This window comes from Microbacterium rhizosphaerae, assembly GCF_034120055.1.
GTDB lineage: Bacteria > Actinomycetota > Actinomycetes > Actinomycetales > Microbacteriaceae > Microbacterium > Microbacterium rhizosphaerae.
Map to the genome: position 1 here is coordinate 4016034 of NZ_CP139368.1, position 12453 is coordinate 4028486.

A 12453-nucleotide genomic window follows, 5' to 3' on the forward strand; every position below is an offset into this window, starting at 1 on the left:
TCCCACGCGAATCCCGCATCCCAACTTTCGCAGGACACCGTTCATGCGCGTACTTCCTCTACTCGCGACGCGATGATCGTTGTGCAGGCGGCGGTCCCCGCATGGGCCGGCCGCAGCCTCCGGCGCGACGCAGGCAAGGTTACTGACATCATGCGGTGGGAACGAACGATTCGGGAATCCGGAGACCGTGGGGTCACGGACGCTGGGCAGGCGACTCCCACCCCTGGCTCAGAGGCGGGCGATCGTCTCGATGTCGGCGTGGAACTCGTCGATCGCCTCCGGCGACACGGTGGCGCGCGTGTTGCCGAGCGCGCGCTCGTAGTCGTGGGTCGTCAGCAGGGAATCGGCATCCTCATCGCTCAGCGCGCGAGCGAGCGCCTCCTGCGATGCGCGCCGCGCCGCGTACTCGATGTCGGCCGGCGTCAGCCCCTCACTGTCGGACACGAGCCGGTCGAGGTCGATCCCTTGCGCCGACTCGGGCGGGATGTAGCGTCCCCAGATGGCGCGGCGGGCGTCGGCATCGGGGAGCCCGATCGGGATCACGTAGTCGAAGCGTCCGTGGCGGAGAAAGGCGGCATCTAGCGCCCTGATGAAGTTCGTGGCGCAGATGAGCAGCCGCCCCTCGCGATCGCGGAAGTCGGCGACGAGCTTCAGCAGCTCGTTCGTGACACCCTGCGTCGGCGACGGCGGGATGCCGCCGCGGCGCGATGCGATCTCCTCGACCTCGTCGATGAACACCACGGCGTGCTCGAGCTCGTCGATCTTCTCGAAGGCCGAGCGGAGCGCCCCCGCCAATCCTCCGGCAGAGTCGGCGAGGCGGGAGGGGAAGAGCTCGACGAACGGCCAGCCGAGGCGGGATGCGACGCCCCGCGCGAACGTCGTCTTCCCGGTGCCGGGCGGACCGAAGAGCATGACCGCCCGCGGCGGGACGACGCCGAACCGCGCGGCGAGCTCGGGCCGCGAGAGCGGTGTGACCAGGCGCTCCTCGAGCAGCTGCTTCTCGTGCGCCATGCCGGCGACGCGCTCCCACAGATGGCGGGGAAGGATGCGACCGCCGACGTCCTTCAGCGCCTCGATCTCGCGGCGCTGCACGGGCATGTCGCGCTCCACGTAGCGGACGGAGTGGTGCACCTCGAAGGCGTTCGCGGTGAACGCGTCGAGCCCGTCCGCCTCGGGGATCAGCACCGAGAGCTTCGCGAGGCCGAGCGGCGCCATCCGGCGCTCGAGCGCGTCGAGAAGTGCCGTGCTCACCTCGGCGGGCGTGACGGCATCCGCGACACCGAAGAACACGATCCAGCCCTGAGCGTGGGCGGCGCGTCCCACCACGGCTCCGACGAGGTCGTCGCCCTGCATCGCGACGACGGCGTAGTCCTGCTGGCAGGAGGCGATCACCTCGGCGAGCGAGTAGATCGGCCACTCGTTCTCGCCGGTGACCTGGCCCCACAGCCGCACGATCTGGTCGAGATCGTCGCCGTGGAAGTCGCGGATGTACGTCCTCGCCATGACTGGCCCCCTCGCGGTCGTGCGGCTCCGTCGTGCGGCTGCGGTTTCACCGGCCCAACGTCTCCGCATCGACGATAGTCGGGTCCTCAGGTCGCGGGCACGATGACGTCGCGCACGAGCGCGTCGAGCTGCGCCTCCGCGTCGAGGAACTGCTGTCGAAGCGTGGTGCGCGCGGCGCCGAAGTCGGCGAACTCCGACGGTGCCATGCCGTCGACCTCGTAGGCGCGGCGGAAATCGCTGAGCTCGAGCAGCTCGTCGAGGAGCGCCGCCGGCACGGGAACACCGATGCGATCTTTGACAACCATGGCGTTGGACTGGATGCGATCCTGCCCGCCCAACGAGTGCGGTGCTGGGAGAGGCGGGTCTGATTCGAGCGAGCTCCGCATGCCCCCGCTATTCCGGCGACGCAGCTTCGATCGCCAATATCCCCTTGAAAGTCGCTCGGGTCCGCTCAATGTGTACGCACATCAAGGTCTCTGCGCGCTCCGGGTCTCGAGTTTGGATGGCGCTCAGTATCGCCTCGTGCTGATCAGCATCCTCCTCTGGAGTCACTCCGAGATCGAGGATGTCCAGCGGCGTGAACAGTTCGCCACGGAGCTGGCGAACTGCGGCCGACAACCGAGCGGACCGGGCCGCGGCTGCCACTGCAGCGTGGAACTGAGAGTCGGCGACACGGAACTGCACTTGAGTCGAGACTTTCCGCAGGGCATCGGTCGCCTCCCGCATGATCTCGTGATCGTCGCGTGTGCTTCGGAGCGCCGCGAACCGCGCCGTGGCCATCTCGATTCCGATGCGCAAATCGAACAACTCGTCCAAAGCGGCAGATTCGGCGATCATGCGATCCCGCCAGGCCTGCGCCGGCTCACTCAGGTCGGTGACGTATGCGCCACCGTGCGGCCCTCGACGAACCTCGATGTAGCCCTCACTCTGCAGCACACGAAGCGCCTCTCGCAGGGTGACACGTGATACACCGAACTGTTCTGCGAGCTCTCGTTCAGCGGAGAATCGTTCGCCCGGCCGGAGCTCCCCCATGTGAATGCGGGCACGCAGCGACGCGGCGAGGCTGTGCGGGATCCGCCCACTCGTCAGCTCCAGGTCCATGAGCTAACGGTATCGAATTGGAACGGTCTTCAGACCAATCGCCGCGGGACGCCTTAACGAGCTCATTCGAACGTGGCCAGAGCCCACCGGAGGTGCTCCGCGAACGCCACAGGATTCTCCGCGTGAGGGAAGTGTCCGAGTTCCGGCATCTCGTGGAACACCGCTCCGGGGACACGCTGGGCGAGTGACATTGTCGCCGCCGGCGGGACGGTGTAGTCGTAGGCGCCGGACATGAGCACGACCGGCGGGGTGGCCGCGTCAAACATCGGCGCCACGTTGTCGATGTCCCAACAGGTGGTGTAGTAGACGATGTCACGTTCGTACACCGCGTAGCCGCCCTGTGAGTAACCCCACCAGACTCGATCGCGGTCAGCCTTCGGCGAGTTCGGAGACATCAGTCCGAATGTCCACTCCGGTACGAAGAGCGCCTGGTTCACTTTCGGATTCCGGAGCCACGCGTTGTGCCGGTTGCCCACCCGGGGACCGACCTGGCATCCGATGGCCGCCGCGATCGACGTGGGGTGGCGCGCGGCGACCTCTACGACGGCGGCGCCTGCCATGGATGCGCCCACGAGCACAGGCGGCTCCTCGAGCTCGAGCGCGGCGATCACGGCTACAACGCAACCGGCGTACGTTTCGCTGGTGAGTTCGTAGTCGAGCAGTCGCCGCGCCTGAGCCGGCGAGGACCGGCCATGCCAGGGAAGGTCGAAACTGATCAGGCGGCGTCCGGGGAACCGGTCGGCCAAGGAGAACAGTCCGTGGAACTGGGTGCTGTCCGCGCCGGCGGTGTGCAGGAACACGATGGGCCGGCCGGTCCCGACCGACTCGACGTAGACGTCGCAGGTTCCCCATCCATCCACGTCGACGCGCACGTAGCGCCCCTCGACGAGGGAGAGATCCACGGGCGTCGGCGGCACGTCCGCCCTGCCTGCGAGCACCTCCACCGTGCGGCGCACGAGATGAATGTGCTGCGCGAAGGCGAGATGGTCGCCGCGGACTTCCCCCGCGCCGCGCGGTGCCAGGTGGGCGAGGATGTGCTGAGTACCCGGCGTCGGCTGTTCCGCCAGCAGCGAGATCCACGCATCCTCTTCGAGGATGACGGTGAAGTCCGCACCCGCACCTCCGAAGGGTCTTCCATCCTGCACCCGGATCTGGATCAACGTTGCTGCTGGGGTGGCCAACGCGAAGACGACGTTCGAGCCGGCCGCCAACGATGCGAACTCGCCGTCCCCGGCGAGTCGCGCCAGCAACGAACTGCGATCGATTGCGAACGCCATATCGACGCCGGCCTCCCTGTCGTCGACCTCAGTCGTCCGACTTGCCACTATGTGCATCCACCGTCGGTTCGAGGGGGTTGATGCCCACGACGTCCTGCCATGCCTCGACCCCCCACTGGAATGCGACGACTCCGGCCTCCGGAAGGGAGATCTCGATCGCTTCGAGAATCTCCTGCGGAGTCAGTCCGAGGTCGAGCGCCACTTGGATGTGGCTGCGCAACTGCGGCAGCGGGGCGCGCATGACCGTCAGACTGACGATGAAGAGGAGTTCCTTGGTCCGCCGATCCAGTGAACGCTGGTCGAGGTACGCCGCATTCACGACGTGGTTCGCGGCCTGGAGAACGGGGAAGTCAGCTGCCGCCATCACCTTGTGATAGTTGAGCACGTACCCGCGTCTGGTGGCCATGTCGTCAATGTAGCTCTGCGCGATAGCAGTCATGCGTTTCTCCCTCGGGTGATGAGTTGGGATCCGTCTGGGTCAGCTCTGCGTAACCAGCGCCGAGTCCTCGTGATCGCCGTCGGTCGCGAGGCCCACGAGGCTCTCCCGGCGCCGGCGCCAGAGATACATCGCGACTCCTGCCCCGACGAGATACCAGACGGCGACGATGGGTCCGGCGAGGTTGAGCGGGAATGTGAGCGGAGCGATCCAGCTGAACACCGGGATCCCCGCTCCGGCGAAGAATGCTGGGATGAGGAACAGTACGCCGGCGACAGGAATCACCACATGCAGCCAGACCCGGAAATCCTTGCGCTGGAAGCGGAGGAAGTAGATGGGGCACGCGATCGCCGCGATCAGGTAGATCGGGAGGATCGCGATGGTCAGCACCTCACCGAACATCACATACCCCTCCACTGGACCGAGGATGCCGGCGACCACGATCGTCAGTACCGCTTCGATGCCGAAGACGAGGAACACGGCGCGCGTCGGAGACTTCGTGCGCGGGTTCGTCCGCGCAAAGACGTGCGGGATGGTGCGGTGGTGAGCCATCGCCCAGACAGAACGGGACGCGGCCATGCCACCACCGGTAGCGCACGCCAGGCAGGAATTCATGAGGGCGATGAGCACCACGATCCATCCGAGACCCCAGAGCTTCTGGGAGATCGCCAGCCAGCCATTCCCACCCTGGAAACTCAGGAAGTCGACCATCTTCTCGGGACCGAAGTAGACCGTGATGGCGTACGTGGTGAGAACGTAGAACACACCGACGAGAAGGGTCGCTCCGATGATGGCCCGCGGGATGTTGCGGCGAGGACGCTTGGTCTCCGCGGCAAGCGGTGCGGCCGCTTCAAAGCCGATGAACGCGAGGAATCCGTAGATCGAGCCCGCGACGACGCCGGACATTCCGTGGAAGCCGTTGGCGTCCGCATCCGCCGGGGTGAAGACCTGCAGGGTGTTGTTCGGGCCAGCCGCAACGATCAGGACGATCGCGAGGATGACGAACACCGCGATCTCGAAGATGCCGAGGATGACCACGACGTTGGTGCCGAATTTCACACCGAAGTAGTTCAGCGTGAAGGCGACCGCCATGCACACGGCCGTGGCGACGATCCAGGTGAGCGTGTAGCCGGGGCCTTCGGCCTTGGGAAAGATGGTGCTTGCAATCAGATTTCCGAACACCAGGCACAGGTAAGGGCCTGCGCAGATGTAGACGAATGGATAGACCCACGCGGTCACGAACCCGATCCCGCTGTGGATCGCCTTGCCCACGTAGGAGGCCAGGCCGCCCGCCGTCGCCATATGCTTCGCGAGCTGCCCGATGGCTACGGCCACCAGGAGACAGCCGACGAGAGCGATCAGGACGCCCAGAGGAAGAGATCCTCCGGCGAAGCCGCTTCCGGAGGTGATCGCGTATGCGGCGCCGGACGCGGGCCCCATTGCGGCGATCGAAACGAAGAGGACCTCCGTGAGAGAGACGTTTCCTTTCGCGAGTCGGTCGTCGCCCGCACCCGCGTCGACCCCGCCTGTCATCGTGCTCACCTGCGCTGGCGCGCTCGGGTTGGTGACCATGTTTCCGCCTTTCGGTTCGCACCCCGCCCTTGGGGTGTCGACATACGGTATTACCGCATTGCGATACTACGATATTACGGTTGCTGGGGGAAGAGCCAATTCTCGCTGGCCCCGCAAAGGTCGGCGGGGCTCAATCCTCGAGACGTCCAGCGCTCGCGGTAGCGATCGATTCGAGCCGCGACACGACGAGCACCGGGCGTTTCCTGCAGGTTCTCGATCGATAGCTCGAGCAGCTCCTCCGCAGCCCGCCGCAGTCGCCTGTCTTGGAGCCCATAGTGAGCCGCTGACCGCCAGAGATCCTCGGTTCCTTCGCAGATGGCGCGCGCCGCGTCCGCAGCGCGAGGGCCGGAGATGACCGCGTGGATCACGGCGGTCGGTACGATCCACCAGTGCCCCGGCGGCATGTCGAGGTACCTGACTTCGAAGTACCCCTTCGGTCTGACGAAGGGAAACAAGGTCGTGAGGTGCAGGTCGAGGTCGGCGAGCCGGGCGGGGCACCTGCGGTCGACCACTTCGGTTCCCCGGAGGATCCAGTCGCGGAAGCTGACGTCGCGCGGGGCGAGCCAGTCGTGTCCATCCATTTGCGTGAGCATGAGTGGCGCATCAAGCGCCCATTGCGCGTATCCTGCTGGGCCGGCGTGCCTGCCATCGAGGGTCGGCGTCGCCGTGCGGGCGGGGTCCAACCCGAGCCAGGACCGCAAGCGTCGGCTCTTCCAGCCGCCCTCCCTGGCTGCGGACGGCGAGTTCCCGAAGGCGGCGACGAGTGCCGGGCCGATCGCATAGAGAAGCGTCCACCGGTCGGCGACCTCGGAGGCGGTGGCGCCGACATCGACATTCACCTGCAGCGCAGCGGTGGCGCGCATCATCTCGAGCCCGTACGGGTTCCAGGGCAGGAAATAGCGCTCCATCGCGTCGTACCGCGGGTTGTGCAACACGCGGTCAGGCAGCGGCGCGTCGGTGTCTCGTCGCGTCGTCGCCTGGAGCCCCACTCGTCCAAGTCCGTGCGCAAGCCGGCGCAGGTCGCAGTCCACCTCGTCCGCCAGCGATTGCAGGTCGGCTGCGGGGTTCGAGCTCAGTTCGATCTGGCCGCCCGGTTCGAACGTCAGCCGACCGCTGAGGTGATCCTGCAATTCGTGGGACACGGCGGCGGCGACACCGAACGCCGGCGGTTCTCGCACCCCTTCGGGCTGGAGGAACATTTCGATCTCCACCCCGACGGTGTGGGCATGTGTCGGAGTGAAGAGGCGGTCAATGTGGCCGAGTGCGGACGCGACCGTCAGAGCGGAATCCTCGACGCCGAGCGTACGCTCGTCGTTCGTGGCCGGGCCTTGTTCGGTCTTCATCGCATCCGTCATCATTGGGTGCTCGTCTCCTCGAAGGAAAGGCGAGTGCCCCCGCTGCGAAGTCGCAGGTGGGGCACTCAGGAAGACCGATCTCAGTCGACGGGGATCCCGCGTTCGAAGATTTCGGCTCCGGGGATGTGCGGCACCCAGGGCTGGGCTGACCGGTGCCACAGCTCAGATGTCGGCTGCAGCCAGGAGGTGTCGTTCAGCGTTCCGGCCTTGACGAAGACGAGCCCGGGCATCGCGTCGATCCGGCTGATGATCGGCGACCCGCAGTTGCCGCAGAACGAGCGATTCGTGTTGCTCTTGTGGTCTTCGCCTCGCGTGATGAAGGTCTTCAGCGAATCGCCTTCGATCGTCAGCGCGTCATCATCGATGCCGATGACGAGCGAAACGGCGGCGCCGGTCTGTCGCTGACAGTCCGTACAGTGGCACACAGCCGTGAATTGGACTTCGGTGTCTGCCGCATACTGCACGTTTCCGCAGAGGCAGTGACCTTCGAGTTTCACTGGTGATCTCCCTTGATTGTGGGGCGTGACATCCACCCAGGATTACAATACTACGGTACTACGGTCATTGAGTAGTAGCATATGTTTAGTTTCGAAGAGGGGAGACCATGTGTCCATGCTTCAGCGGGAGGCAGCGCCGTTGCGAACGCAACTCGTGGCACGGCTTCGTGAGGACATCATCGAGGGGCAGTACACCGCCGGCGATCGTCTCATCGAGAAGAACTTGGAAGCCACATACGGGGTGAGCCGCACGGTCGTGCGCGAGGCTCTTCGCCAGCTCGAGTCCGAGCAGCTCGTGGAGATCGTGCCCAACGTCGGCCCGAAGGTCCGCGGGTTGACGTATGACGATGTCGTGCACCTGTACCAGGTGCGTGCGGCACTGGAGTCTGCAGCATGTCGCCTGGCCGCCGAATCGGCATCGCTCGAAGGCGTGGATGGGCTTCGGCGAGCGTATGAGCATCTTCATGATCACGCTGCGCAGGAGTCGGTCGCAGACCTGATCGTCGAGAAGAACAAGTTCTATGACGCGCTCATCGAAGCGAGCGGCAACCCGATCATCGGGGAGATGCTCGCCAACGTACAAGCCCGAATCGCGCAACTTCGCTACATCACTCTAGGAACCCCAGATCGGACCCCGCACATGCTCGCGGAGATCCGCGCCATCGTCGACGCGATCGAGGCCTCGGACCCGGAAGCGGCTGTCGCCGCATCGATCGCACATGTCGAGAGCGCCGCTGGGATCGCGAAGCAGCACGTCGCCCACCTGCGGTCCGCTCCCGTCGGCTGAGCTCACTGTGCGCCGCCCCTGGTTCGGGGCGGCGCACTCGGTGAGGGGGCTCAGTTGTCGTACTGGTGGTACACCTTCGCGATGACCTTCCACTCGCCGTCCTGCTTGAGGAGGGTGTGGAAGTCGGTGTAGTCGGCTCCGATGGCGTCGGACTCCATGTCCACACGGACGACCGCGGTGGTCGGGGTGATGCCGATGACGTCGAGCCGAGTTGCGATCTCGGGCGCGTCGCCGTTCTCGTCGACGAAGGTGTACAGGTTCTGGATGGTTCCACCGAGGAGCTGCCCATTCGTGAACCCGTACATGACGGCGTCCTCGTGGAACGCGCGGGCCACATCCCCGGCGTTGCCGATGCGCAGACCGTCGACATACTTCTGCACGGTGGCAACGACCGCGTCGTAATCGGAGGTGGGAACAACCTTGATATTCGGCATAGCAGTGTCTTTCTGTCTCGTGGATGGTTGGGGTATGGACGGGCGGTTCACCAGGCGGAGCTTCCGCCGTCGATGGTGAGGACGGAGCCGGTTGCAAAGCTGGAGCGATCTGACGCGAGCCAGGCGATGGCCTCTGCGATTTCGCTCGGCGCCCCCATCCGGTTCATCGGGGCGCGCTGGTTGAACTCCGAACGTGTCGCGGTCGGATCTGCTGCGGCAGCGATCACGCCGTCGATGAGCGGAGACGAGACGGTCCCCGGCGCGACGGCGTTGACTCGGACGTTGCCCGAAACGTGGTCGATCGCCATCGCTCGGGTGAGCGAGCTGATCGCGCCTTTGGAGGCGACATATGCTGCCCGATCGGGGATGCCGACGAGTGCGGTGTACGAGCTGGTGTTCACGATACGGCCGCGACCGGAAGCGACAAGATAGGGCATCGCGTGCTTCGAGCACAGGAAGACGCCTTTGAGGTTGACGGCCATCAGCAGATCCCAGTCGGCTTCGTCGGTCGTCACGACTGTGCCCCTGTGTCCGAAGCCCGCGTTGTTGCACAGCACATCGATGCCTCCGAAATGCTCGACGGTCACCGCGACCATGGACGCCACGGAAGCACTGTTGGAGACGTCGACGGCGGTGGCCAGCGCGCCTTCCCCCAGGTTTGCCGCGACGTTACTCGCCGCGTCGCCGTTGATATCGGCGATGACCACGCGTGCACCGCGCGAATGCATCAGTTCGGCCGCGGCCCGGCCGATGCCGCTGGCGGCTCCCGTGACGATGACCACGTCGTCCCCGAACTCGCTCACTCCTCGCCTCCGGACGTTGCGGGTTCGAACCGAACGATCTGTCGGATTTCCAGACCGTCCTGGAGACGGTCCATGGCCACGTTCAGATCCTCGAGACACGTCGAGCCCGTGATGAGTCGCTCCACGGGCAGCGTGCCGTCGAGATACATCTCCGCATAGCGCTGGATATCCGTGGCCGGCACGCCCGACCCCATATACGACCCGACCAGAGAGCGAGCCTCAGTGACCAGCGCCAGGGAGTCGACCGCGACCGTAGACCCGGGCCGCGAAAGACCCACCGTGACGGTCGTTCCCCCGACACCGGTGAGCGAAACAGCGGACGCAAGGGCCGCGGGATGGCCCACACACTCGACCACGACGTCGAAACGCTTGCCCGCATCGATGGCTTCATCCGGAAGGAACGCATCATCCGCCACCAGTTCCGTCGCGGCGGTCAGCTTGGCCGGATTGGTGTCGATCGCCGTCACGTGCGCACCGATGGCACGCGCCACGAGTGCCGCGGCCAAGCCGACTCCGCCCAAGCCGACGATGGCCACCGATTGGCCGGCACGGGCCCGAGCTGCGTTGATGACCGCGCCGCCGCCCGTGAGCACCGCACACCCGAGGAGGGCACCGACATCTGAGGGGATCTCGTGGGGAAGGACGACGACGGAGTGCTGATCGACGACGGCGTACTCGGCGAAGGCCGAGACCCCTCCGTGGTGATCGATCGGCATGCCGTCGAGAGCGATTCTGCGTCCACCGCTGAGCATCTCTCCAGCCGCGTTCGCCGCGAGCCCACGCTCACACAGCCGCCACCCTGGTGCCAGGCAGGAGGCGCACTCACCGCACCGCGGCATGAACGTCAAGGTGACCTTGTCGCCGACTGACACGCCGGTGACATCGGCACCGACATGCTCCACGATCCCGCAGCCCTCGTGGCCGAGAACCATCGGCACGTGGCACTCGCGCACTCCCGACACTCGAGACAGGTCGGAATGGCACACGCCGGCGGCCTCCATCCGCACCAGCACCTCACCCGGGCGCGGGGCCTCGAGGTCGATCTGGCGGATCTCGATCGGGCGCGTCTGCTCCCATGGCCTGTCCGCCCCTATGACGCCCAGCACGGCCGCCCTTGCCTTCACGGGTACACCTCCGCCTTTCCTGACCGCGAGCTACTTCTTGCGGATGACAACGGTCTTGTTGTTCGTGTGCGAAGCGAGGCCCTCATTGCCGTGTTCCACGCTGAGCCCCGACTGCTTGTGGCCACCGAACGGCGCGTTCAGCGGGTGGCTCTGCCCCTCGTTTACCCAGACGTTCCCGGAATCGATACGGTCTGCGATCTCGAGCGCCCGATCGAGGTCACTCCCCCAAACCGTCGCCCCCAGCCCGAACACGGTCGCGTTCGCGCGTGCGACGACATCGTCGACGTCCTCGTAGGCGATGATCGGGACGATCGGACCGAACTGCTCCTCCTGGACGATGCGGCTGTTCTCCGGCGGGTTGTCCACGACGGTGATCGGCACGAAGTTCCCCTCGCGGCTGTCATCGACGGAGCCGCCCAGCGGCACCCGATAGCCGTTGGCCCTGGTGTCCTCGAGGAGTTCGCGGATCTTCTCGTACTGCATTCGGTTGTTGATCGGACCGAGGTCGCTGGTGGGATTCATGCCGTCGCCGACGGACTGGGTCTTCGCGTACTCCACGAAGGCGGCCACGAAGTCCTCGTGGAATGAGTTGTGCACGTAGACGCGCTTGGCGGCGATGCACCATTGTCCGGAGTTGCCGAGCGCCGCAGCGAACACCTTCGGCACCGCGGCCTTCCAGTCCACGTCGGGGAGCAGAATCGCCGGGTCGTTGCCACCCATCTCCAGGGTGACCCGCTTGACGGTGCCGGCGGCCGCGGCCATGATCTTCGAACCCGTCGCCGTGGATCCGGTGAAGGTGATCATGTCGACGTCAGGCGATTCCGTCAGCACCGGGCCGAGCTCGTTACCACCGGTCACGATGTTCAGGACGCCCGCCGGGAGGATCTGTGCGGCGAGTTCACCAATGCGGAGTGCGCACAGCGGGGTATACGGGGACGGCTTCAGGACAACGGTGTTGCCGGTGATCATGGCTGGCACCGACTTCCAAAGCACGTGGAGGTACGGGTAGTTCCAGGGGATGATCGCGCCGACGACGCCCAGCGGCGACCGCCGCAGCTCAACACGCCGCTCCTCATCCTCTTCGAGGACGACGGTCTCCAGACGCGACGCCGCTGTCTTCGGAATCCAGGGGTTCGCGAGGTTGACCTCGAAGGTCGCCTGGTTGTGGCGAGGCTTACCCTGCTCGAGCGACAGGAGAGTGATGAACTCCTCCTTGTTCTCTTCGAGCGCGTCGTAGAGCGCCACCATGTATGCCTCGCGCTCGGCGGCACTGAGCGCCGCCCACGCCGGGAACGCGCCCTTCGCTGCCGCAATGGCTCGGTTCATGTCCTCAGCGCTCCCGCGGGGCGCGTCGGCGAACGGCCTGTTCGTGGCCGGATTGAGCACCTCGAAGGTGGTGGCGGCGGGAACGATCTCACCGTCGATGAGCATCCCGTACGGAGCGCCGAAGTCGAGTCGCTCACGTGTCGTCACCGGGGAAACATCCATGTCTGACTCCTGTCATCGGTTCGACTGCACCGCAGCTCGGGAGGGGCCGCTACCGCTGCAGTCCTCGTCTAATACC

Annotated in this window: 13 protein-coding genes; 1 reads left to right on the forward strand and 12 read right to left on the reverse strand. The window is 65.7% G+C overall.

The window, feature by feature from the left end; translation table 11 throughout:
- Positions 1–228 precede the first annotated feature (228 nt).
- The 8 genes from SM116_RS18220 to SM116_RS18255 form a co-directional block, all read right to left on the reverse strand.
- The gene (locus tag SM116_RS18220) at positions 229–1503 is read right to left on the reverse strand and encodes an ATP-binding protein (RefSeq protein ID WP_320942382.1); all 1275 of its coding nucleotides are present in this window, start codon (positions 1501–1503) and stop codon (positions 229–231) included.
- 86 nt (positions 1504–1589) lie between these two features.
- On the reverse strand, positions 1590–1808 hold the full coding sequence (locus SM116_RS18225; protein ID WP_320942383.1) for a hypothetical protein: 219 nt from the start codon (positions 1806–1808) through the stop codon (positions 1590–1592).
- Between the two features lie 88 nt (positions 1809–1896).
- Positions 1897–2604: a FadR/GntR family transcriptional regulator gene (locus SM116_RS18230; protein ID WP_320942384.1), complete on the reverse strand. Its 708-nt coding sequence runs from the start codon at positions 2602–2604 to the stop codon at positions 1897–1899.
- A 62-nt stretch (positions 2605–2666) separates the two neighbouring features.
- Positions 2667–3881 (reverse strand): alpha/beta fold hydrolase, encoded by a 1215-nt coding sequence (locus SM116_RS18235; protein WP_320942385.1) that lies wholly within the window; start codon positions 3879–3881, stop codon positions 2667–2669.
- Between the two features lie 28 nt (positions 3882–3909).
- On the reverse strand, positions 3910–4287 hold the full coding sequence (locus SM116_RS18240) for a carboxymuconolactone decarboxylase family protein (RefSeq protein WP_320942386.1): 378 nt from the start codon (positions 4285–4287) through the stop codon (positions 3910–3912).
- A 72-nt stretch (positions 4288–4359) separates the two neighbouring features.
- Complete coding sequence (locus tag SM116_RS18245; RefSeq protein ID WP_320942387.1) at positions 4360–5889, reverse strand: APC family permease; 1530 nt, start codon at positions 5887–5889, stop codon at positions 4360–4362.
- 74 nt (positions 5890–5963) lie between these two features.
- Positions 5964–7247 (reverse strand): glutamate-cysteine ligase family protein, encoded by a 1284-nt coding sequence (locus SM116_RS18250; protein ID WP_320942388.1) that lies wholly within the window; start codon positions 7245–7247, stop codon positions 5964–5966.
- A 77-nt stretch (positions 7248–7324) separates the two neighbouring features.
- Positions 7325–7777 carry a GFA family protein gene (locus SM116_RS18255; protein ID WP_320942389.1) on the reverse strand — a complete coding sequence of 151 codons (453 nt, stop codon included), beginning with the start codon at positions 7775–7777 and terminating at the stop codon, positions 7325–7327.
- 79 nt (positions 7778–7856) lie between these two features.
- Between SM116_RS18255 and SM116_RS18260 the strand changes: the two genes are divergently transcribed.
- Positions 7857–8528 carry a GntR family transcriptional regulator gene (locus SM116_RS18260; RefSeq protein WP_320942390.1) on the forward strand — a complete coding sequence of 224 codons (672 nt, stop codon included), beginning with the start codon at positions 7857–7859 and terminating at the stop codon, positions 8526–8528.
- 50 nt (positions 8529–8578) lie between these two features.
- Here the strand turns inward: SM116_RS18260 and SM116_RS18265 are convergent, their stop codons facing one another.
- Genes SM116_RS18265 through SM116_RS18280 form a run of 4 tightly spaced genes read right to left on the reverse strand, consistent with a single transcriptional unit; the run spans position 8579 to position 12377 of the window.
- Positions 8579–8962 carry a nuclear transport factor 2 family protein gene (locus tag SM116_RS18265; RefSeq protein ID WP_320942391.1) on the reverse strand — a complete coding sequence of 128 codons (384 nt, stop codon included), beginning with the start codon at positions 8960–8962 and terminating at the stop codon, positions 8579–8581.
- Positions 8963–9009: 47 nt separating this feature from the next.
- Complete coding sequence (locus SM116_RS18270; RefSeq protein WP_320942392.1) at positions 9010–9744, reverse strand: SDR family oxidoreductase; 735 nt, start codon at positions 9742–9744, stop codon at positions 9010–9012.
- 17 nt (positions 9745–9761) lie between these two features.
- Positions 9762–10889 carry an alcohol dehydrogenase catalytic domain-containing protein gene (locus SM116_RS18275; protein WP_320942393.1) on the reverse strand — a complete coding sequence of 376 codons (1128 nt, stop codon included), beginning with the start codon at positions 10887–10889 and terminating at the stop codon, positions 9762–9764.
- A gap of 30 nt (positions 10890–10919) precedes the next feature.
- A complete protein-coding gene (locus SM116_RS18280; protein WP_320942394.1) occupies positions 10920–12377 on the reverse strand; it encodes an aldehyde dehydrogenase family protein in 1458 nt (485 codons plus the stop codon).
- Between the last annotated feature and the right edge of the window lie 76 nt (positions 12378–12453).

Bases quoted from the DNA above. Each gene is read 5' to 3' on its own strand.
- SM116_RS18220 (WP_320942382.1), bottom strand. From the start codon at position 1,503: ATGGCGAGGACGTACATCCGCGACTTCCACGGCGACGATCTCGACCAG.
- SM116_RS18225 (WP_320942383.1), bottom strand. From the start codon at position 1,808: ATGGTTGTCAAAGATCGCATCGGTGTTCCCGTGCCGGCGGCGCTCCTC.
- SM116_RS18230 (WP_320942384.1), bottom strand. From the start codon at position 2,604: ATGGACCTGGAGCTGACGAGTGGGCGGATCCCGCACAGCCTCGCCGCG.
- SM116_RS18235 (WP_320942385.1), bottom strand. From the start codon at position 3,881: ATGGCGTTCGCAATCGATCGCAGTTCGTTGCTGGCGCGACTCGCCGGG.
- SM116_RS18240 (WP_320942386.1), bottom strand. From the start codon at position 4,287: ATGGCCACCAGACGCGGGTACGTGCTCAACTATCACAAGGTGATGGCG.
- SM116_RS18245 (WP_320942387.1), bottom strand. From the start codon at position 5,889: ATGGTCACCAACCCGAGCGCGCCAGCGCAGGTGAGCACGATGACAGGC.
- SM116_RS18250 (WP_320942388.1), bottom strand. From the start codon at position 7,247: ATGATGACGGATGCGATGAAGACCGAACAAGGCCCGGCCACGAACGAC.
- SM116_RS18260 (WP_320942390.1), top strand. From the start codon at position 7,857: ATGCTTCAGCGGGAGGCAGCGCCGTTGCGAACGCAACTCGTGGCACGG.
- SM116_RS18265 (WP_320942391.1), bottom strand. From the start codon at position 8,962: ATGCCGAATATCAAGGTTGTTCCCACCTCCGATTACGACGCGGTCGTT.
- SM116_RS18280 (WP_320942394.1), bottom strand. From the start codon at position 12,377: ATGGATGTTTCCCCGGTGACGACACGTGAGCGACTCGACTTCGGCGCT.